Genomic DNA, 21,486 nt, shown 5'->3' on the forward strand with positions numbered 1-21,486 from the left:
CGCTTGCGCATCGTATTGATCGAAGACAACGCCATTTTGGCACGCGCCGTCATTCAGGCGATGGAGGACGAGGGTCATGCCGTCGACTGGCTGGCGGCCGGCGACGACGGCGCAGCGTTCTTGTCGGCGAACGGGGCGGATTTGGCGATCGTCGACATCAACCTGCCCAACCGGAGCGGGCTCGAGGTGATCCGCGCGATCGGCGCCGAGCGCGACGACGTTCCGTTCCTGATCCTGACGGCGCGGGACGGGCTTGAGGATCGCGTCATGGGGCTGGACGCGGGAGCCGACGACTATCTGACAAAGCCTTTCGAGATGGCGGAGCTTTCGGCCCGCGTTCGCGCACTGGGCCGCAGGCGCGGAAAACGCCTTCAGGCGATCGAGGTCTATGGGCTCTTGTCCTACGACCGCCTTGCGCGGCAGCTTTCAGGCCCAAAAGGCGCAATCCCTCTGCCCCGGCGCGAACATGCGCTCTGGGAAGCGCTGTTCGACAATGTCGAGCGGGTTGTGTCGAAGGATGCGCTCTGCGACACGATCTACGGGACCGGTGCCGATGTCGAGGTGAACGCCGTCGAGCTTCTGGTGTCGCGGCTGCGCCGCAAGATCGAAGGCGACGGAGTGACGATCCGTTCCATCCGCGGCCTCGGCTACGTTTTGCAGAAGACCTGACCGTTGAACGTCGCCGCCCGCCGCCCGCCAAGTCTTCGAAAGCGCCTTTTCAGGTTCATCATTGCGCCGCTGGTTCTGGTCGCACTGGTGTCGAGCATCGTCACCTATGTGTCCTCACAGGCGACGTCGCGCGCCCTTTACGACGACACGTTGAGGCTCGTCGCCCATGCGGTCGCCCGCGAGGTCGTCCTGACGAAAGGCGATCTGGTAGCGGATTCGCTGCGCGCTTCGCTCGTCGGCGCGCTGGGCGACCCGATCTACTATCAGGTCCGTGCGGCAGATGGCCGTTTCGTGACCGGACATTCGGACGCGCCCCCGCCGCCGCGCAATTTCGATGAAGCGAATGGCGATCCGTTTTTCTTCGACGCGGTCTATCAGGGAAATCCCGTCCGCGCGGTGATGTTGCGCGAATATATAGCCGATCCCGATTTTTCCGGATGGACTAATGTGCAGGTCTGGCAGACGGTCACACAGCGACAGGCGCTGAGCCTGACCTTGCTCACACAGTCCGTGCTCAACCTCGTGCTCGTCATCGGGTCGGCCGCGCTGCTGGTATGGTTCGGCATCAATCGCGGTCTGGCACCTCTGCGCGGGCTTCGCGACGCGGTGGGGCTGCGCTCCGAAAGCGATCTGAGCCCGATCAAGCGCGCCGTCCCAGCCGAAGTCTCACCGCTGGTCACGACCATTAATACGCTTTTCGCCCGCCTTCAGGCCGAGCTTGAACGGCGCAACGCTTTCATCGGCAACGCCGCTCATCAGTTGCGCAACCCGGTCGCGTCCATTCAGGCTCAGGCGGATGCGGCGCTCTCCTCGAGCAACGAGATCAGCCGTCTGGCACGATTGGAAGATTTGTCGCTCGCCGCGCGGCAGCTTTCGCGCATGAGCCAGCAATTGCTCAAGCTGGACGTCGCCAATCATAAGGGCGGCGAGACGGACGGCCCTCCGGTGGAGGTCTCCGCTCTGGTCGCGGATGTTGCTCGCCGCCACGTACCGCGCGCCCTCAAGGCAGGCGTCGACATCGAACTGGACGCGACCGAAACGCCTTTACCGGTTCGGGTAAACCGCGTCATGCTGGAGGAAGCGGTCGACAACCTCATCGACAACGCGCTGAAATATGGCTGTAGCAATGGCGGAAAACTGCATCTGTCGACGCGACTGGACGGTGATTTCGCGACCATCACCGTCGCTGACGACGGGCCGGGCATACCACCGGAGGCATCGGACAAGGTGTTCGAGCGTTTCGTGCGGCTTTCAGACATTCAGGGCGACGGTTGCGGGCTTGGCCTTTCCATCGTGCGCGCGATCGCAACGGGAGCCGGCGGCGACGCCGTCATCTTGCCGAATCCTTCAGGATGCACCATCCGCTTGACGCTTCCGCGCGCTGCCTGATCCACTCGCCTAGCGTGGCGAAAGATCATCGAAAGCAAGGCGACTTCATTCTAGCGCCTTGTATTTCATACGGAAAACCTGACCGGGAAACCCGACAGCTTTTCGACAGCTTCATGATGCATGATACGCGTTCCAAGCTTGGGGAGGAGCCGCAAGCGTCTTTCCTGTTCAGGTCTGCGCGCCCTGTCTCCACCACCGTCGAACCGATCAGCCACGGGGCGCAAGGGACGCGGGCAGTGCCTTTGGCTTGGCCAAAAAAAGACCTGAGGGAGGTTCCTTATGAAAAATGCACTTCGCTTCGCGCGAGGACTTGCCGCATCTGCAATCGCCGCGATTTCGATCGTGACTTCGGCGCCTGCTTTCGCCGATGTGGATTTCTCCGGACGCACCATCGAATGGTGGATGCCCTTCTCCGAAGGCGGCGGCTCGGACGTTTGGGCGCGCTTTTATGCGCCTTACCTTTCCAAGCACCTTCCCGGCAATCCGAACGTCATCGTGCGCAACGTGCCCGGCGGCGGATCGATCACCGGCACCAATGAATTCGTCGCCCGTGCCCGTCCCGACGGTCTTGCGCTGATCGGAACGTCCGGATCGACCCAGTTCCCCTACCTGCTCGGCGACCGCCGCGTGCGTTACGAATATGCCGACCTCGAACCGGTCATCGTGTCGCCCACCGGCGGCGTGGTCTATATCCCGGCAAGCTTCGAGGTCGCGGACGCGTCCGAACTCGGCAAGATCACCGACCGTGAACTCGTCTATGCGAGCCAGGGCGCAACCTCGCTCGACCTCGTGCCGCTTCTGGCCTTCGAGGTGCTGGGGCTCAACGTCCGCCATGTCTTCGGCATGACCGGCCGCGGCGACGGCCGCCTTGCTTTCGAGCGCGGTGAAGCCACCATCGACTACCAGACCTCGTCGGCGTACCTGACCAATGTCCAGCCGATGGTCGAGGCCGGCAATGTGGTCCCGCTGTTCTCTTGGGGCGTCCTCGACGCCGAAGGCAACGTTCAGCGCGATCCGACCTTCCCGGATGTTCCGCACTTCGTCGAAGCCTACGAGATGATGCATGGCGAAGCGCCTTCGGGCGTTGCCTTCGACGCCTACATGGCGTTCTTCGGCTCGGGCTTCGCGGCGCAAAAACCGGCCATGCTGCCCAACGGCACGCCGCCGGAAATCGTCGAAGCCTATCGTCAGGCCTTCATCGATGCGGTGAACGACCCTGATCTTCAGGCCGCAAAGGGCGAAATCCTCGGCGAGTATGAGCAGGCCGTCGGTGGCGATGTCGCCGGTCTCTACTCCGTAGCGACCACGATCGATCCGGAAGCACGCGAATGGGTGCGCGAGTACCTGTCGCAAAACTTCCAGGTCATGCTGGATTAGAACGCAGAGCAAGGCACCGCCTCAAGGGCGGTGCCTTTTTCGTTTCGTGCGGGTGGATGCGAATGATCGCCCACGGCACCGCTGAGCCATTTCACAGGACAATGTCATGATCGTTGAGGCCTTAACCCAGGCGCTCGGCAATGTGCTGACGCTTAATCACTTCATGTATCTCATGATCGGCGTTCTCGTCGGTCTCGTGGTCGGCGTCTTGCCGGGACTGGGCGGAATCGTCGGCATGTCGCTGCTGCTCCCGTTCGTCTACGGGATGGAGCCGACGGCGGCTCTCGCGATGCTGGTCGGCATCCTGCCGGTTCTCGCCACATCCGACACCTTCGCTTCGGTGCTGATGGGCATTCCCGGTTCGAGTGCATCGCAGGCGACCATTCTCGACGGCTTCCCGCTCGCCAAGAAGGGGCAGGCAGCACGCGCGCTATCAGCCGCTTTCACCGCCTCTCTCGTCGGCGGCCTTTTCGGCGCTCTGGTGCTGACGGTCTGCGTTTTGATCGCCCGTCCGCTCATCTTGTCGTTCGGCGCGGCCGAACTCTTCATGCTGACCCTGTTCGGCCTGTCGATGGTCGGCGTCCTTTCGGGCCAGAGCCTTGCAAAGGGCGTTGCGGCGTGTGCCGCGGGCCTCGCGCTCGGCTCGGTCGGTGCCGCGCCCGCCACCGGCGAATACCGTATGGATTTCGACACGCTCTACCTGATGGATGGCGTGCCGCTCGTCGTCGTCGGCCTCGCGCTGTTCGCGATACCGGAGATCGGCGACCTCTTGCGCAAGAACAGCACCATCGCGGAAAAGACCTCGAGCCTCGGCTCCGGCTGGCTTCAGGGCATCAAGGATAGCTGGATGTATCGCTGGCTGACGCTTCGCTGCGCGGGTCTCGGCGCCATCCTCGGCATGATCCCCGGCCTCGGCGGATCGGTCGTCGACTGGATCGCCTACGGCCATGTCGTGCAGACCTCGAAGGACCGGAGCCAGTTCGGCAAGGGCGACATTCGCGGCGTCATCGCGCCCGAATCGACCACCAGCGCCAAGGAAGGCGGTGGCCTCGTCCCGACCCTTCTCTTCGGCATTCCGGGCTCCGGTTCGATGGCGATCCTGCTTGCGGGTATGATCCTGATCGGCCTGCAACCCGGGCCTTCAATGGTCAGCGACAACCTCGACATCACCTACACGATCGTTTGGTCGCTCGCGATCGCCAACGTCGTCGGCACGATCCTGTGTATCGTTCTGGCACCGGGCATCGCCCGCATCACGACAGTCCGCTACGCGCTGATCGCACCATTCATGTTGCTGATCATCTCCTTTGCCGCCTTCCAGCCGAGCCGCTCCCTGATGGATCTGGTCGCGCTTCTGGTTCTCGGCGTGTTCGGCATCTTTCTGCGCCGCTTCGGCTGGCCACGTCCGGCCTTCCTGATCGGCTTCGTGCTGGCAACGCAGGGCGAGCGCTACCTCTATCAGGCCGTGCAGTTCTCCGGTTGGAGCTTCTTCGGTCGCCCGATCGTGATCGCGATCGCACTGATCATCATCCTGTCGGTGTGGCTTGGCGCGCGTTCGAACAAGGCTGGCGGCGGACAGATCCAGACCGAGGGCGGCGGCAAGATCGCCGACACCACCCAGATGTGGCCGCAGATCGCGTTCACGGGCCTGATCCTGGCGCTGTTCCTCTTCACCGGCTACGAGTCGCTCGACCTATCCTTCCTGGCGAAGGTGTTTCCGGCGGGCATCGCGATCTTCGGTCTGGCAGCCGCGTTGTGGGTGCTGTGGCCGCAGCTTCGCGGCAATCGGGCCAGCCCGGAGGTCTTCGATGGAGAGGACGAGCGTAAGGTCGGTGACGACGGTCCTGTCGGTCCGCTCAAATATGTCGCCTGGCTCGCCGGCTTCGTCGGTCTGATCAGCCTCGTCGGGTACTTCCTCGCGGTGATCGCCTTCTTCGTGATCTTCCTGAAGGTGGTGGCGAAAGCGAACTGGCTGACGACGATCCTCCTCACGGCGGCCGCGGCAGGGCTGATCATGGTTCTCGTCTCGGCGCTGAACATGCAGATGCCCGAAGGCCTGCTGCAGCAATATTACTGGCAGCATCTGGTCTGGCCGCTGCGCTAGGACCTTGGTGGGAATCGCGCCGACCGGCGCGGTTCCCCTTTTTCCGATGGTCGCCTGCTGAATTCACCAGCCCCTTGCGGCCCGATTTCCCACGCCCGCAAGCCGGGCCAGAAAAATCCGGACGGACATGACCAACCAGATTTCCATACCCTGCATCCTGATGCGCGGCGGCACCTCGAAGGGCCCCTACTTCGTCACCACCGACCTGCCCGCCGATGAAGCCGCTCGCGACAGGGTTCTGCTCGCCGCCATGGGCTCGCCCGACAGCCGCCAGATCGATGGCCTCGGCGGTGCGGATACGCTCACCTCGAAGGTCGCGATGGTCAGCCCTTCGGCCCGCGAGGGCGTGGACGTCGACTATCTGTTCGCACAGGTTTCGGTTACGGACGCGCTCGTCGACACTGCGCCCTCCTGCGGCAATATTCTGGCCGGTGTCGGTCCCTTCGCCATCGAGCGCGGCATGGTCGCGCCGAAGAATGGCGAAACGGCCGTGACCATCTTCAACATCAACACCAGCAGCCGCATCGAGGCCGTCGTCCGGACCGACGAAAACGGCGTCGTCTATGCCGGCGAAACCGAGATCGCAGGCGTCCCGGGGACGGCTGCTCCCGTGCGCCTCAACTTCATGGACATTGTCGGCTCGAAGACCGGCAAGCTCCTGCCGACCGGCGCGTTGCGCGAGGAAATCGACGGCATCGACGTTACGCTGATTGATGTCGCCGTGCCGATGATGATCTTCCGCGCTGCCGACCTCGGCAAGACGGGCTACGAGACGCCTGCCGAACTGGACGCCGACACCGCCTTCTTCGCCCGCATGGAAGCGATGCGAAAAATCGCTGGCGAGCGCATGGGTCTCGGCGACGTCACCGGCAAGGTGATTCCCAAGGTGGCCATGCTGGCCGCCCCGAAGAATGGCGGCCATATCGCCGCCCGCTATTTCGTGCCGCACAAGGCGCATGCCGCCTTCGCGGTGACAGGCGCGCTTTGCGTCTCCACCTGCGCCACGCTGGAAGGCTCCGTATCGGATGGTCTTGCCGACCGCCCGGAAGGCGACGACCGCGTGATCCTGATCGAACATCCGACCGGCGAGATCGACGTTGCGCTCAAGACCAGCGGCAGCGGCCCCGAGCTGGCAGTCGTCAGTGGCGGCGCGATCCGCACGGCGCGCAAGCTGATGACCGGCGAGGTTCACGTCCCCGCATCCGTCTGGAACGGGGAGGCTTGAGATGAAGCTTTTGGTTCTCGCCGGCGACGGAATCGGCCCCGAAATCATGGCGTCCAGCCTCGACGTGCTTGCTGCGGTCGATGCGAAATTCTCCCTCGGCCTCGATTACACGCATCGCGACGTTGGCCTTGCGGCGCTGAAGACGCACGGCACCAGCCTGCCGGACGACATTCTGCCGCTGGCGCGCACGCTGGACGGCATCCTGCTCGGGCCGATGTCGAACCTTGACTATCCGCCGCGCGACAAGGGCGGAATCAATTTCTCTGCCGCGTTCCGCATCGGGCTCGATCTTTACGCAAATGTGCGCCCGGCGCGCACGCGCCCCAGCATTCCTCATCGCGGCACCGACATGGATCTCGTCATCATGCGCGAGAACACCGAGGGCATGTATCCCGACCGAAACATGGTCAGCGGCCCCGGCGAGTTCATGCCGGTCGAGGGCGTTGCGATCTCGATGCGAAAGGTCACGGCCTTCGCCATCGAGCGCATCGCGCGGCGGTCGTTCGAACTTGCGCGCCAACGCGGCAGCAAGGTGACGGCCGTACACAAGGCCAACGCGTTCCAGCTCACCGACGGGTTGTTCCTGAAGACAGTGCGCGAGGTTGCGAAGGACTTCCCGGACGTAACGCTCGATGACGTTCTGATCGACGCAATGGCCGCGCTTCTGGTGCGCGACGCCTCGCGCTACGACGTGATCTGCACCACCAATTTCTACGGCGACACGCTGTCGGATCTGGCATCGGAACTTTCGGGAAGCCTCGGATTGGCAGGCTCGCTCAATGCCGGCGACGACCACGCAGCGGCGCAGGCGCAGCATGGCTCGGCACCCGACATCGCCGGTCAGGACAAGGCGAACCCGACCTCGATGATCCTGTCGTGCGCGATGCTGCTCGACTGGCACGGTCGCCGCAAGGACGATCAGCGCTTCAGGGATGCGGCGACGGCAATCGAGAAGGCGATCGACGCCGTTCTGGACAATCCGGCGACCCGCACCGCCGATCTCGGCGGCGCGCTCGGCACGAAGGCCTTCACGAAAGCCGTCGTCGGCGTACTTTAAGAAACCGTCGTCGAAAATAAAAAGGGCCAGATTTCCGGCCCTTTTTCATATCATGCAGCGACGGGCGTGTCCGAAATGAGAATGCCGTCGGCGTCGGCGTACAGATACTGGCCCGGCACGAAGGTCACGTAGCCGAATGTCACCGGCACGTCGCGCGATCCGGCCCGCGTCTTGCTGCTTTTCTTGGGTGAGGTTCCGAGCGCGAAAACCGCGAAATCCATCGCATCGATGTCCACGCGGTCGCGGATCGAACCATTCAGCACAAGCCCGGCCCAGCCGTTCTTCTGACCGAGCGCGGCGATCTGATCGCCGACGATGGCGCAGCGCGAGGAGGCTCCGCCGTCCACCACCAGCACACGCCCTTTGCCCGGCTCTTCCAGGATTTCGCGCAGCAGGGCGTTGTCCTCAAAACATTTCAGCGTGACGATCTCGCCCTCGAACCCATCTGCGGAACCGAATTTCCTGAGCGGGTGGTCACAGAACGTCAGTTGGTCGTCGAAGTGATCGACGAGGTCTGCGGTCTTGCGAATGGTCATCGGCTTCCCCCTTGTTGCGGCGCGGCGAGGACGCGCAGAGGCGCGCCCTTTTGCCATGCGATGATGTTGTCTACCGTGTCGCGGTAGAAGTTCTCGTAGGCTTCCTGCGTGACGTAGCCGAGATGCGGGCTCAAAACGCAATTCGGTGCACTGCGAAGCGGATGATCCGCCGGCAAAGGTTCGATGTCGAAGACGTCGAGACCGGCACGAATGCGCCCCTCATAGAGCGCTTCGACCAGTGCGGTCTCGTCGACAAGCGGCCCGCGCGAGGTGTTGACGAGGATCGCACCTTGCTTCATCAGGCCGATCTCCTGCGCTCCGACGATGTGACGCGAGCGCTCCGACAAGATGAGATGGAGCGATATCGCATCGGCTTGCCTGAACAACGTCTCCTTGTCGACGCGGCGCACACCGCATTCGCGCGCGCGCTCCTCCGTCAGGTTCTGGCTCCAGGCGACCACCTCCATTTCGAAGGCCTGCGCGATCTTCGCGACGCGGCTGCCGAGCTTTCCGAGCCCGACGACGCCAAGCGTCTTGCCGCCCAGAACGGTGCCGATGGTTTCCTGCCAGCGACCTTGGGCGACATTGGCATGTTCGACAGGAAGATGACGTGCGCAGGACAGGAGCAGCGCCCAGGCCATCTCCGGCGTGGCGAATTTCGAATCCCCTGCATAGGTGTGGCAAACGGTGATGCCTTTTTCGATGGCACGGTCGAAGTCGATCACGCGCACCCGCGCCCCGGTGACGTTGACCAGTTTGAGGCGCGGTAGCCGGTCGATCAGCGATGCGGGCAGCGGCATGCGCTCGCGCATCATGCAGATCACATCGAAATCGGCGAGCGCTGCGGCCGCCTCGTCCTCGCTTGCAAGGTTGCGGTCGAAAACGACGATTTCGGCCTCGCTGCCTAACTGGCTCCAGTCGGCCAGCTTGAGCGCGACGTTCTGATAGTCGTCGAGAAAGGCGATCCTGAGTGTCAAATGGGTTCCCCGGTCCTAGATGTAGTCGTCGATGGAGATGCCGACCGTCGCGGCCTCGGCCTCCAGCATAGCGAAATCGGCCGGATTGACCGGAATGCCCGTCCGGCGGCGCTCGGCTTCAAGCTGCGCTTCCGGTTCGCCTGGCAACAGCACGGGCCGTTCCGGATCGACTGGCGTAGAACCTTTCGCGCGAGCGGCAAGCTCCGCCATACGCGACCGGTAGTCATCGCCAACGAACACGCCGGGACGGAACGCGATCATCATGTGGCCGACATTCTGCGGCCCGTCGAATTTCGTATACTGGTTGCCGACATCGCCGCCGAAGGCCGCCCCGGTCATGACGCCTGCGAGCACTTCCATCATCAGCGACAGGCCGGAGCCTTTCGGGCCGCCGAGCGGCAGGATCAGCCCTTCATAGGCGGCCTGCGCATCCGTGGTCGGACGACCTTCCTTGTCGAGCGCCCAGCCTTCCGGGATCGGCTCTTTGGCGGCTGCCGCGCGCCTGATCTTGCCACGCGCGACCACGGAGGTCGCCATGTCGAGAATGATGGGCGGATTGCCCGGCGCACCGAATGCGAATGGGCTGGTGCCGAGCAACGGCTCCTTGCCGCCCCATACGGGCATAGCCGGCGAGGCGTTGGTCAAAACGAGTGCGGCATACCCTGCTTCGGCAGCCTGAAGCAGATAACAGGCGGCCATGCCGAAATGATTGGAGTTTTTGACGCCGACCATGCCGATACCGAAACGTTCGGCGCGCTCGATGGCCATGTCCATTGCACGGGCAGCAACCACGAAGCCGTAGCCGTTGCCGCCGTCGAGTTGCGCGGCGACCGGGCTTGCCTCATGGGCGGTCATCTTTGGGACAGCCTCGACGAGCCCCTCGCGCAAGCGTTTCAGATAGATCGGCAATCGCGAAATGCCGTGCGAGGAGACGCCCCGCAGATCAGCCAGAACGAGGCATTGCGCGATGCGCCCGGCATCGGCCTGCGGAACGCCAAGATTGGCGAATAGCGCCGAGACGAGCGCCTCCAGCCTTGTTGCGTCGATGGCCCGGGAAACGGTCGGGGCGTTCATTCTTCCTCCATGCCCGGATGCATCCGGGTCTCGTTACAGCCGCCCGATCTCTTCAGGCGGCTTCCTTTCGTGGCTGGTAGGTCGCGCGGGCGAGTTCGATGAAGGCGGTGACCGATGCGGCGACGCTTGTGCGCTTGCGCCGCGCGATCAAAAGCTTGCGCTCGGCCCATTTCTCGGTCAGCGCGGCGTGAACGAGGTCGGTGCCGGCCAGAAGGTGGATCGACGAGTTGCGGATGAAGCCGATGCCGAACCCGGCCTCCACCATGCGTACCAGCGAGGGGAAGCTCTCGACATTGACGCGTTCGCCGAGCGTCTGGCCGACCTTGCGAGCGGCATCGTTGATGAGCCGGTCGAGCGCGCCGGTGTGATGTACGCCGACGACCTCATGCACCACCGCTTCCTCGAAGGTTACGGGTTCGCCGCACATGATGCGTGCTGCGAGCGGATGGTCGGGCGAGGTGATGACCCACACGTCGTCATCCTCGAAAATTTCCGCATCGAAGGCGGAGAAATCGTAATTGTCGGCGAAGATCGCGAGATCAACCTGCGCGTCGGCGAGCGCGGTGAGAGTCGCCTGCCCCGGCATCTCACGGATGTCGAGTTCGACGTCAGGATTGAGGCGCGTGTAATGCGCCAGCAGCTCCGGCAGGCGACCCGAAAGCGCCGAGCTTGAGGATGCAATGCGCAACTGCCCCTTGGAACCAGCCGCAAAGCCTGCCATCGATGTATGAAGATCGGCGATCTCCCGAAAAATTCGCCGGCAGCCCTCGGCATAGGTGACACCGGCCGATGTCAGCGCGACGCCGGTCGCGGAACGGTCGAAGAGCACGATGCCCATGCGCGCCTCAATATCCGCGATGCGGCGGCTGACCGCAGACGGCGCTATGTTCTCGCGTTCGGACGTTTTCGCGATCGAGCCATCGCGGGCGAGCGCGAGAACGAGACGGGCGGTGACAGGATCGAAATGGTTCACGGGCTCCCCACGGGTTCAAGTCGGGAGCCTTTATAGCAACTTCGCTCTCCATGTGACCAAGTCTCGCGAATGTTGCGTCCGTCAGTCCTGAAGGCCGAGCTTGCGGCGAACATGCGCGGGAAGATTGCGCGTGTCCGGATAGGACGAAAGGGAGCGGTAGAGCCGAACGCGCTCAATGGAAATATCGAGACCAGCAAGGGCCGATCTGAAGGTTGGGAAGGCAGTCATCGTTCATCTCCGTGATGAAATTCATCTGCCCTTAAAATAGGCGTTCGGTCCGCTGCGGCCCATCTCCCATTGGCGAGAGGGGAGGTCGCGTCCCGGCAAGGCTCATGCGCTTTTGGGCGAACCGGCCCACATCGGCGCGAGGATCGGCAAAAGAAACAGTACAAGCACCACGCGGAACATGTGGTGGACCGTCACGAACGGAACATGGGCGCCGAGCGCGATGGAAATCAGGCTCATTTCCGGCAGGCCGCCCGGCACGAGTGCGATCAGTCCCGTTGCGAAAGGAATGCCGAGCCAGGTTTCGAAGCCGAACGCGAACAGCGCAGCCACCGCCAGATTGACCACGGTGAGCCCTCCACCAACGGCCAGCCCACCCGCGATGGTGCGCAACGACGTTGCCGCAAAGAACTGCGCGACGGACGAGCCGATGACGATCTGTGCTGCGATCAGCAGAAGCTGCGGCGGTGCGACCGCCGTCAGTCCGGTGTAATGGGCGATGGCGGACAGGATAAGCGGGCCGGTGAGCGGCGCGGCGGGAAGCCTTATCTTGCGCCCGCCCATGATGCCCAGCACCAGACACGCCGCCAGTATCGCGAAATCTGCAAGCGGCATCGAAACGGTGAAGTCGATACTGCGTCCGGCGGTCGCCGGCGTGTCCTGCCCGATGACGAACCAGACGAGGATGAGCGGCATCATGACCAAAATGACGGTCAGGCGCATGCTGTGGACGAGCGACAAGGTGCGCATATCCGCCCCGTAGCTCGGGCCGAGCACGACGATTTCCGACAATCCGCCCGGTGCGGCTGAAAAGGCAGCGGTCACGCGGTCCTGTCCACCGATCTTGCGGCAGAAGAAAAGACCGATCGCGGTGATGATGAGGCAGTAGAGAGCGACACCTGCGAGCGAATATGCCCACTCGTTCATGTGCTGGAGAATGCTCGGCGTGAAGGCAGCGCCCGCCATCAGGCCGATCACGCCGCTCATGTTGGAGCGCCAGCGCCACGAGGTCGGCATCCGCACGCCTGCCATCGCGCATGGGATCGTCGCCAGCATCGCGCCCACCAACCATCCCAAGGGCAGATTCAGCAGATAACCGACCAGCCCGCCGGCTGCGCCGATAAGGAGGGTGCGGGCGTAAAGCAGCGGCGAAAGCATCGAAAAGCGGTTCTCCCGAACGAGTCCGTGGGCGGCAACCGTCGTTGCGTAGCAGCGCGGCGAGACGTGGCAATTGCCGAACCGCGAAGCGCCCATCGCGAGAAGCGAATGCCACATAATTCACTCTTGCAAACGCTAGTCAGCATATTGTATGCGACTGGATACAATATTGGAGCCCCAATGGCAAAGGCCGACCGACGCAGCGAAATCCCGCAGGGACAAGATGCTTATCAGCGCCTGATCGCGCAGATACGCGGCGGCTCGCTGAAGCCGGGCGACCGGCTTTTGGAAACGGACCTCGCGGCCCGCCTCGGCATTTCGCGCACGCCGGTCCGCGAGGCGATCCGAAGGCTTGAGGCGGACGGCATCGTCACGCATGTGCCCCATGCCGGTGCGGCGATCCGCAGGCTCGATTATGCCGAGGTGGCCGAACTTTACGAAATGCGGCTGGTGCTCGAGGCGACGGCGGCGCGGTTCGCAGCGCGCGCGGCCTCGGACGTCGAACTTCAGGAGATGGCATCGCTCAATGCCGAGATGGAAACCGCACAGGGCGATGGGGGGCGGCTTTACGAACTGAACCGCCAGTTCCACCGGGTCATCTTCGAAGCGTCACGCAACCGCTATCTCGGCCAATCGATGCGGGCGCTGCAAAAGACGATGCTGATCCTCGGCCCGTCCACCATGGAAGAATCCGGACGCGCCGCCGAAGCCATCGCTGAACATGGCGAACTGATCGAGGCCTTCAAAATGCGCGACGGCGAAGCGGCCGAAAACGCGATGCGCAGACACATGACGGCCGCGCATCGTTCGCGCCTGCGTCAATTGCGGGAAAGACCGACCCACGAGGAAGGGGAATGAGCATGAGCGAGGCGACACAGAAGGCCACGCTGGAAAAGACGAACTGGGACGTGATCGTGGTGGGTGGCGGCAACGCCGCTTTGTGCGCCGCGATCGAGGCGAGCGAAGCTGGCGCGCGCGTGCTTTTGCTGGAAGGCGCGCCGAAGCCTTATCGCGGTGGCAATTCGCGCCACACGCGCAATTTCCGCTGCATGCATCAAGGCCCCATGTCGGTGCTGACCGGCGCCTACGAGGAAGACGAATATTTCCACGACCTGATGCTCGTCACCAAGGGCCAGACGGACGAACACCTGGCGCGCATGGCAATCCGCACGTCCGAGGACTGCCTGCCGTGGATGGAAAAGCACGGCGTGCGGTTTCAGCCGTCACTGTCGGGCACGCTGTCGCTGTCGCGCACCAACGCCTTCTTCCTCGGCGGCGGCAAGGCGCTCGTCAACGCCTACTACAACACCGCCGAAGATCTCGGTGTCACCGTCGTCTACGAGGCGAAGGTGAGCCATGTCGAGATCGAGGACGATTCGTTCCACGCGGTTCACGTCACAATCGACGGCGAGGAACTCGTCATCGAAGGCAAGGCTGCCGTGCTCGCTTCCGGCGGCTTCCAGGCCGATATCGAGTGGCTGGCGCGCGCCTGGGGTCCGGCCGCACGCAACTTCCTCATCCGGGGCACGCCCTATAATCGCGGCGAAGTGCTGCGTGACATGCTGGATGCCGGCGCGCAGACGGTGGGCGACCCAACGCAATGCCATTGCGTCGCCATCGACGGACGCGCCCCTAAATATGACGGCGGCATCGTCACGCGTCTCGACTGCGTGCCATTCTCGGTCGTCGTCAACAAGGACGGCCATCGCTTTTACAATGAGGGCGAGGATGTCTGGCCCAAGCGCTACGCAATCTGGGGTCGTCTGGTCGCTGCCCAGCCCGATCAGGTCGCCTATGCGCTGATCGACGCCAAGAGCGCGAACCTGTTCATGCCGTCCGTATTTCCTGCCGTCACGGCCAATTCCATACCTGAACTTGCCGAAAAGCTGGGCCTGCCGGCGGATACCGTCGCTAAGACCGTGGCGGACTTCAACGCCGCGTGCCAGCCCGGCAATTTTCATCCGACCGAACTCGACGGGGTGGCGACGAAGGGCATCGAACCGGCCAAGACCAACTGGGCGCGGCCGCTCGATACCGGTCCCTATTACGGCTATTCGCTGCGGCCCGGCGTCACCTTCACCTATCTCGGCCTCAAGGTCGACGGCACCGCACGCGCCAGCGGGCCGCAAACCCGCTACCGCAATGTCTGGGCCGCAGGTGAGATCATGGCCGGGTCGATCCTCGGACAGGGCTATCTCGCCGGCTTCGGCATGACAATCGGAACCGTTTTCGGACGCACTGCCGGCAGGGAGGCCGCCGCCCATGTCAACTGATACGCTCACTTTCGACGGCGCGAACGCCGTGCCCGATCTCTCGACGACCATCGACGAGGCGCGCCGCCAGCTCGAAATCTGCAACGCCTGCCGTTATTGCGAGGGCTTCTGCTCGGTCTTTCCGTCGATGACGCAGCACCGTTCGTTTAGCGACGGCGACGTGACCCAGCTTGCCAATCTGTGTCACAACTGCCGCGGCTGCTACTATGCCTGCCAATATACCGAGCCGCACGAATTCGCGCTCAACCTGCCGAAGACGCTCGCCGAAGTGCGCGTGGAAAGCTGGGAGCGCTTCATCCGTCCAAGCGGGATCGGGCGCGTGTTCCAGGCTAACGGTGTCGCGCTGGTCACGGCGCTGATCGCCGGCGTCGCGCTGATGATGGGCATCGCGCTTTCCCTGCGCCCCGAAAACGGCGAAGGGTTCTATGCGTATCTGTCGCACACGCTGATGGTCTCGATCTTCCTTCCCGCGTTCCTACTGCCGATGGTCATCATCGCACTTGGCGTGCGCGACTACTGGCGCGCGGTGGGCGGGGAGCGGGTGACGCTCGCGCACCTGTCGAAAGCCTTTCTCGACGCAGGGCGCATGAAGAACCTTTCGGGTGGCGCAGCCGATGGCTGCAACTACGAAAGGGAAGACCGCTTCACCATGACCCGTCGCTGGGCGCATCAAGGCGTGATGTGGGGCTTCCTTCTCTGCTTCGCCTCGACCAGCGTCGCGACGCTCATGCATTATCTCTTCGGCATGGAAGCGCCCTATGGGCCGTTCTCGCCGCCGAAACTCCTCGGCGTTCCCGGCGGCATCCTGATGACGCTGGGCGGACTTGGCCTCATCGCGCTGAAGCTGCGCGCCGAGCGCAATCTGTCAGCCCCCGCCGTCTGGGGCGGCGAGATGGCCTTCGTCCTGCTGCTGACGGCGACGGCGGCGACCGGTCTTGCTCTCTACTGGGCGACCGGAACGGGCGCGGTGCAGCCGCTCCTCGTGGTGCACCTGGCTGCCGTTCTGGTGCTGTTCCTGACGCTTCCCTTCACCAAGATGGTGCATGCCGCCTTTCGTCTGGCCGCGCTCGTTCGCGACAGCCAGACGAAGAAATAACGGAACGAGAAGCCAGAGTCAGCTTGCCGCCGGCCTTGGCTGGATCGGTGCTGAGACATCGGCGGGAATGGGGCTTTCATAGGGGAGGATCGACACGCGTGCGTGATGATCCGCCTTGGCCGCTTCGAGAAGCGCCGGGTCATGCAGGAGGTCGACCGCCGTTCCGGCCATGACCTTCGCCGCATAGGCCAGCCCCTTATGCGCGGCAGGCGACTTGCCCTGCGCGGTGATCTGCCAGGAATGGCCGGGCGTGCCGATGGCGTGGGTCGCAACGCGCGCCTGAACCGTCGGGACCACCCATGAGACGTCGCCGACATCGGTCGAGCCGATCATCGGAACGCCGACGGCCTCCAGCGGCACGATGAAATCGCACAAGGGCGTGTCCTGACGCACCCGGACGCCCGAGCGCGCATAGTCGTTGGCAATGTCCTCGTCGCTGAGCGTGCCCTGGATTTGACGCGCATAGAAACGATCGTCCTCATCGAAGTCGACAGGGCCGAGCCGCTCCATGTTGGCGAACATCGTCTCCTCCATCGGCGTGTTGCCAAGGAGGTTCGAGACAGCCGACAGCACCCGAACGGAAACCGTCGTGTCGGTCATCATCGCCGCGCCTTTCGCGACGTTGATGACGCGCTCGTTGAGCGCCTTCATCGCGTGGATGTCCCGCGCACGCACGGCATAGCGGATTTTCGCCTTTGCCTGCACGACGTTCGGCGCGATGCCGCCAGCGTCGATATAGGCGTAGTGGATGCGCGAATCCGAAGGAACGTGCTCACGCAGATAGTTGACGCCGACATTCATGAGTTCGATGGCGTCGAGCGCGCTGCGACCGAGATGCGGCGAGGCGGCGGCATGGGAGGCGCGGCCCTCGAACGTGAAGTCGATGCGCGTGTTCGCAAGGCTCTTCGCATCGTCGACGCGGGTGATCGCGGCGGGATGCCAGGTGATCGCCGCATCGACATCTTCAAAAAGCCCGCCGCGCACCATGAACGCCTTGGCCGCGCCGCCTTCTTCGGCGGGACAGCCATAATAGCGCACAGTGCCCGGCAGGTTGTTTTCGGCAAGATAGTTCTTGAAGGCGGTGGCCGCGAGCAAGGCCGCCGAACCCAACATGTTATGGCCGCAGCCATGGCCGTAGCCCGCGCCGGGCAAGGGCTTCGGCTCGGCGATTCCGGCTTCCTGGCTCAGCCCCGGAAGCGCGTCGTATTCGCCCAGAAACGCGAAGACGGGACCGCCGCTCCCCGCCTCGCCGATGACGGCCGTCGGGATGCCTGCCGGTTCGTCCGTGACGGCGAAGCCTTCCGCTTCCAGCACGGCGCGATGCTCCGCAACCGAGCGATACTCGGTATAGGCAAGTTCGGGCATCTCCCAGACACGGTCGGACAAAGCGACATAGTCGGCGCGCTTTTCGTCCACGAGGTTCCAGATGCGGGCGGTGTTGGTGGTCATGGGTCTCGTCCAGTTCGGTCAGGCGTGGTCATTGAGATGGCAGGCGGAAAAACGTCCGGGCGCAACCTGTTTCAGGGCCGGCCGTTCGTCCGAACAACGCTCGAAGGCGTGCGGACAGCGCGGATGGAAGTGGCAGCCGGTGGGCGGAGACAGAGGCGAAGGAATCTCGCCCCTGATCGGATGGTACGTCTTGCGACCGGTCTCGAAGCGCGGAATTTCCGCGATCAACGCCTGCGTATAGGGATGGTTCGGTCGAGCGAAGAGATCGCCCGCCTCCCCCGTTTCGACGATCCGCCCCAGATACATGACGGCGATGCGGTCGGAGATGTGCTCGACCACGCCGAGATCGTGGCTGATGAACAGATAGGTGAGGTCGAGTTCCTCGCGAAGGCGCATGAAAAGATTGAGGATCTGCGCCTGGATCGAGACGTCCAGCGCGGCCACCGATTCATCGCAGACGATGAAATCGGGATCGACGGCGAGCGCCCTTGCAATGCCGATGCGGGCGCGCTGCCCGCCAGAAAACTGGTGCGGATAGCGTGCCGCCATCGTCGGATCGAGGCCGACCCGTTCCAGCATGTCGGCGACGAATTCCCGCGCCTTCGCACGCGGCACCAGCCCATGAACGCGCGGCGCTTCGGAAATGATTTCGGAGACGCGATGGCGCGGATTGAGCGCCGACATCGCGTCCTGAAAGATGAGCTGGACCTTCAGCGCCGCCTCGTGCGCCTCACGCCCCTTCAGGGTCGCGACATCCTTCCCCCGAAAGCGGACGGCCCCGTCGCTGGGCTTTAAAAGACCTGCTACGATGCGGCCGAGCGTCGACTTGCCGCAACCCGATTCACCGACGAGGCCGACGACCTCGCCCTTCGAGACGGCGAGGTCCACGCCATCCACCGCATGAACCGTGGGCGCTTCGACGCGCGCGCCCAAAAGCCGCGCGGTCCGTTCCGCGATGTCGAGTTCCTGCGTGAAGCGCTTCGAAACGCGCTCGATCTCAAGCATCGGATCGCTCACGACGCGCCCTCCCCGAAGTTCAAGAGAGGATGGAAACAGCGCGCGAACTGACCCTGTCGATGCTCGTGCAACGCCGGTTCGGCAAGACATGAATCGTCAGCGCGCGGGCAGCGCGGGCGAAAGGCGCAGCCTTGCGGCAGGTTGAGGAGCGACGGCGTCATGCCCTTGATCTGGTCGAGCGGCGCTCCCCGCGTCTTGCCGTGCGGCACGGATTCGATCAGCCCGCGCGTATAGGGATGGAGCGGCCGCGTGATGATGTCGGCCGTCGCGCCTTCCTCGACGATCCGCCCCGCATACATGACCGCCAGCCGGTCGGCGAGGCCGGAGACCACGGCGAGGTCGTGCGTGATCCAGATCAGCGCCGTTCCCGTCTCGGCGCACAGTTTCTGCACCTCGGCCAGTATCTGCGCCTGGATCGTCACGTCGAGAGCGGTCGTCGGTTCGTCCGCGATGATAAGGTCCGGCTTGTGCAAAAGCGCAATCGCAATTGCCACGCGCTGGCGCATGCCGCCGGAAAATTGGTGCGGATAGCTTTTGAGCCGTTCGTCGGGCGAGGAAATGCCAACCTGCACGAGCGCCGCGCGAGCGCGCTCCAGCGCCGTTGCACGGCTGACCTTGTCATGCGCGAGCACCGTTTCGACCATCTGCGTGTCGATGCGCAGGACCGGATTGAGCGTCATCATCGGGTCCTGGAAGATCATCGCGATGCGCTTGCCGCGCAAATGGCGCATGGTCGGCTCGCCTGCCGCGACGATGTCGTCACCATTAAAGACAATCTGCCCGCCGACGACGCGCCCCGGCGGATCGACGAGACCGAGCAGCGAGAACCCCGTCACTGACTTGCCCGATCCGGATTCGCCGACAAGGCCGAGAATCTCGCCCTTGCGCAGATTGAAGCTGACGCCGTCGACGGCCTTCGCCACGCCGTCGCGGGTGAAGAAATGCGTCTTCAGATCGCGCACATCGAGAAGAGCGGTCATCGCTGCAGCCTCGGATTGAGAATGTCGCGCAGGCGGTCTCCCATCAGATTGATGGCAATGATGGTTACGAGAAGCGCGACGCCGGGAAAGACGCTGACCCAATAGCGACCGGAGAGCAGATAGTCGTAGCCGTTTGCGATCAGAAGACCGAGCGAGGGCTGCGTGACCGGTACGCCGACGCCCAGAAAGGAGAGCGTCGCCTCCAGCGCGATCGCGTTGGCGATCTGCACCGTCGCCACCACAATTAGCGACGGCACGCAATTGGGCAGAAGATGCCGGAACATGATCCGCCGGTGCGAGATGGCAAGGCAGCGAGCGGCGGCGATATAGTCCTTTTGCGTCTCGACCAATGCCGAGGAGCGCACGGTGCGCGCGTAATAGGCCCACTGGACGATAACGAGCGCGATGATGACCTTGTCGACGCCGCGCCCAAACAGCGCCAGCAGGATCAGCGCGATCAGGATCGAGGGAAAGGAAAGCTGCAGATCGACGATCCGCATGATAATGGCGTCGAGCCGACCGCCGAAATAGGCCGCCGTGGTGCCCGCCACGACGCCGATCGTGATCGCCAGTGCCAGCGAGACGAAGGCGACGATGAGCGAAATGCGCAGCCCGTAGAAGATGGCGGAGAGCATATCACGGCCCTGCGGGTCCGTGCCCAGCCAATAGGTCATGCCCGAATAGCTTTCCGAGCCGGGCGGAAGGCCACCGTCCAGAATGTCGAGCGAAGCGAGATCATACGGATTTTGCGGCATCAAAACCGGCGCGGCGAAGGCCAAAACCACGATGACAACGAAGACGAGAAGGCCGAAAACGGCCAGCTTGTCCTCGAAAAATGCCTTGATGAGCCGGACGAGCGGCGTATCGGGCTTGACCGGTTTTGCGACGGCCGGGGTCTGGATCGTCTGGTCGCTCATGCCGCGCGCCCCGAAAGTCGCACGCGCGGGTCGAGCAACGAATAGAAGATGTCGACGACGAGGTTGATGGCGATGATCAGCACGACGGTCAGCATGAGGTAGGCGACGATCACCGGACGGTCGAGGAGATTGATGGAATCGATCAGGAGCTTGCCCATTCCCGGCCATGCGAAGACGGTTTCCGTCACGACAGCGAAGGCGAGCATCGATCCCAGTTCCAGCCCCAAAATGGTGACGACCGGGATCATGATGTTCTTCAGAATGTGGACGAGCACGATGCGCCGTCCAGAAAGTCCCTTGGCGCGGGCAAATTTCACATAGTCCTGCAGCGCGGCCTCACGCGTATTGGCGCGGGCAAGGCGGATGACGAGCGCCATCTTGAAAAGCGCAAGGTTCAGCGCCGGGAGGAGAAGATGCGAAAGGCCATCCGATGTGAAGAAGGAGAGCCGCGCGCCCAATATCTGCACGGTCTCGCCGCGCCCACCAGCGGGCAGCCAGCCCAGGAACACGGCGAAGATGAGGATCAGGATCAGGCCCTGCCAGAAATTGGGCAGCGAAAAGCCGAGGATCGACCCTGCCATCACCGAGCGTCCACCGATCGTTTCGGGTCGCAGCCCGGCATAGACGCCGAGTGGCACTCCGAAGACGACCGCGATGACGAGCGCCGTCAGGGCGAGTTCCATGGTCGCCGGCAGACGTTCCAGAATGACCTCAAGAGCAGGCCGGCCATAGACGAAGGACGTGCCAAGATCACCGCGCAGCGCATTGGTGACGAAGGTGAGGAATTGCTGCCAGAGCGGCTGGTCCAGACCGAGACGCGCAATGGTCGCGGCACGCTCGGCCTGGGTGGCGTCCGGCGCGACGAGCACGTCGACCGGGTTGCCTATTGCGTAGACGCCGAGAAAGACGAGTGTAGCCATGACGGCGACGGCGATCAGGCTCTGCCCCACGCGGCGTAGCAGAAAGACGATCATGCGAACTCCAGCACCA

20 protein-coding genes are annotated in these 21,486 nt (G+C 63.6%); 9 read left to right on the forward strand and 11 right to left on the reverse strand.

Annotated elements, in window-relative coordinates:
- Positions 1–3 precede the first annotated feature (3 nt).
- The 6 genes from ACX82Z_RS14835 (at position 4) to ACX82Z_RS14860 (ending at position 7,821) form a co-directional block, all read left to right on the forward strand.
- Positions 4–669 carry a response regulator transcription factor gene (locus ACX82Z_RS14835; protein WP_459589831.1) on the forward strand — a complete coding sequence of 222 codons (666 nt, stop codon included), beginning with the start codon at positions 4–6 and terminating at the stop codon, positions 667–669.
- Between the two features lie 3 nt (positions 670–672).
- Positions 673–2,058, forward strand: coding sequence for a sensor histidine kinase N-terminal domain-containing protein (locus ACX82Z_RS14840; RefSeq protein WP_459589832.1), 1,386 nt, complete (start codon positions 673–675; stop codon positions 2,056–2,058).
- A 279-nt stretch (positions 2,059–2,337) separates the two neighbouring features.
- A complete protein-coding gene (locus ACX82Z_RS14845) occupies positions 2,338–3,435 on the forward strand; it encodes a Bug family tripartite tricarboxylate transporter substrate binding protein (protein WP_459589833.1) in 1,098 nt (365 codons plus the stop codon).
- A gap of 106 nt (positions 3,436–3,541) precedes the next feature.
- The gene (locus tag ACX82Z_RS14850) at positions 3,542–5,539 is read left to right on the forward strand and encodes a tripartite tricarboxylate transporter permease (protein WP_459589835.1); all 1,998 of its coding nucleotides are present in this window, start codon (positions 3,542–3,544) and stop codon (positions 5,537–5,539) included.
- Positions 5,540–5,666: 127 nt separating this feature from the next.
- Positions 5,667–6,764 (forward strand): 4-oxalomesaconate tautomerase, encoded by a 1,098-nt coding sequence (locus tag ACX82Z_RS14855; protein ID WP_459589836.1) that lies wholly within the window; start codon positions 5,667–5,669, stop codon positions 6,762–6,764.
- A 1-nt stretch (position 6,765) separates the two neighbouring features.
- Entirely contained in the window at positions 6,766–7,821 is a 1,056-nt protein-coding gene (locus tag ACX82Z_RS14860; RefSeq protein WP_459589838.1) for an isocitrate/isopropylmalate dehydrogenase family protein, read from the forward strand.
- A gap of 50 nt (positions 7,822–7,871) precedes the next feature.
- Here the strand turns inward: ACX82Z_RS14860 and rraA are convergent, their stop codons facing one another.
- The 6 genes from rraA to ACX82Z_RS14890 all read right to left on the reverse strand — a co-directional run bounded on the left by rraA (position 7,872) and on the right by ACX82Z_RS14890 (position 12,881).
- Positions 7,872–8,357: a ribonuclease E activity regulator RraA gene (gene rraA, locus ACX82Z_RS14865; protein WP_459589840.1), complete on the reverse strand. Its 486-nt coding sequence runs from the start codon at positions 8,355–8,357 to the stop codon at positions 7,872–7,874.
- Positions 8,354–9,334 (reverse strand): D-2-hydroxyacid dehydrogenase family protein, encoded by a 981-nt coding sequence (locus tag ACX82Z_RS14870; protein ID WP_459589842.1) that lies wholly within the window; start codon positions 9,332–9,334, stop codon positions 8,354–8,356. Before ACX82Z_RS14870 ends, rraA begins: the two co-directional genes overlap by 4 nt.
- 15 nt (positions 9,335–9,349) lie before the next feature.
- The gene (locus ACX82Z_RS14875; RefSeq protein WP_459589843.1) at positions 9,350–10,408 is read right to left on the reverse strand and encodes an Ldh family oxidoreductase; all 1,059 of its coding nucleotides are present in this window, start codon (positions 10,406–10,408) and stop codon (positions 9,350–9,352) included.
- A gap of 52 nt (positions 10,409–10,460) precedes the next feature.
- Positions 10,461–11,381, reverse strand: coding sequence for a LysR family transcriptional regulator (locus ACX82Z_RS14880; protein WP_459589845.1), 921 nt, complete (start codon positions 11,379–11,381; stop codon positions 10,461–10,463).
- Between the two features lie 81 nt (positions 11,382–11,462).
- Positions 11,463–11,609, reverse strand: coding sequence for a hypothetical protein (locus ACX82Z_RS14885; protein ID WP_459589847.1), 147 nt, complete (start codon positions 11,607–11,609; stop codon positions 11,463–11,465).
- A 102-nt stretch (positions 11,610–11,711) separates the two neighbouring features.
- Positions 11,712–12,881 (reverse strand): AbrB family transcriptional regulator, encoded by a 1,170-nt coding sequence (locus ACX82Z_RS14890; RefSeq protein WP_459589849.1) that lies wholly within the window; start codon positions 12,879–12,881, stop codon positions 11,712–11,714.
- A gap of 63 nt (positions 12,882–12,944) precedes the next feature.
- Between ACX82Z_RS14890 and ACX82Z_RS14895 the strand changes: the two genes are divergently transcribed.
- Genes ACX82Z_RS14895 through tcuB form a run of 3 tightly spaced genes read left to right on the forward strand, consistent with a single transcriptional unit; the run spans position 12,945 to position 16,133 of the window.
- On the forward strand, positions 12,945–13,622 hold the full coding sequence (locus tag ACX82Z_RS14895) for a GntR family transcriptional regulator (RefSeq protein ID WP_459589851.1): 678 nt from the start codon (positions 12,945–12,947) through the stop codon (positions 13,620–13,622).
- Positions 13,623–13,624: 2 nt separating this feature from the next.
- The gene (gene tcuA / locus ACX82Z_RS14900) at positions 13,625–15,037 is read left to right on the forward strand and encodes an FAD-dependent tricarballylate dehydrogenase TcuA (RefSeq protein ID WP_459589853.1); all 1,413 of its coding nucleotides are present in this window, start codon (positions 13,625–13,627) and stop codon (positions 15,035–15,037) included.
- Entirely contained in the window at positions 15,027–16,133 is a 1,107-nt protein-coding gene (gene tcuB / locus ACX82Z_RS14905) for a tricarballylate utilization 4Fe-4S protein TcuB (RefSeq protein WP_459589855.1), read from the forward strand. Before tcuA ends, tcuB begins: the two co-directional genes overlap by 11 nt.
- A gap of 18 nt (positions 16,134–16,151) precedes the next feature.
- Here tcuB and ACX82Z_RS14910 read toward each other — a convergent pair whose 3' ends face one another.
- The 5 genes from ACX82Z_RS14910 to ACX82Z_RS14930 are packed head-to-tail and all read right to left on the reverse strand — an operon-like array spanning position 16,152 to position 21,470.
- Positions 16,152–17,582, reverse strand: a complete 1,431-nt coding sequence (locus tag ACX82Z_RS14910) for a M20 family metallopeptidase (RefSeq protein WP_459589857.1) — start codon at positions 17,580–17,582, stop codon at positions 16,152–16,154.
- A gap of 18 nt (positions 17,583–17,600) precedes the next feature.
- The gene (locus ACX82Z_RS14915) at positions 17,601–18,587 is read right to left on the reverse strand and encodes an ABC transporter ATP-binding protein (protein ID WP_459911809.1); all 987 of its coding nucleotides are present in this window, start codon (positions 18,585–18,587) and stop codon (positions 17,601–17,603) included.
- 8 nt (positions 18,588–18,595) lie between these two features.
- A complete protein-coding gene (locus ACX82Z_RS14920; protein ID WP_459589859.1) occupies positions 18,596–19,579 on the reverse strand; it encodes an ABC transporter ATP-binding protein in 984 nt (327 codons plus the stop codon).
- Positions 19,576–20,496: an ABC transporter permease gene (locus ACX82Z_RS14925; protein WP_459589861.1), complete on the reverse strand. Its 921-nt coding sequence runs from the start codon at positions 20,494–20,496 to the stop codon at positions 19,576–19,578. The genes ACX82Z_RS14920 and ACX82Z_RS14925 overlap by 4 nt, the downstream gene beginning before the upstream one ends.
- On the reverse strand, positions 20,493–21,470 hold the full coding sequence (locus ACX82Z_RS14930) for an ABC transporter permease (RefSeq protein WP_459589863.1): 978 nt from the start codon (positions 21,468–21,470) through the stop codon (positions 20,493–20,495). The genes ACX82Z_RS14925 and ACX82Z_RS14930 overlap by 4 nt, the downstream gene beginning before the upstream one ends.
- Positions 21,471–21,486: the final 16 nt, after the last annotated feature.

Source organism: Aliihoeflea sp. PC F10.4 (genome assembly GCF_054612275.1).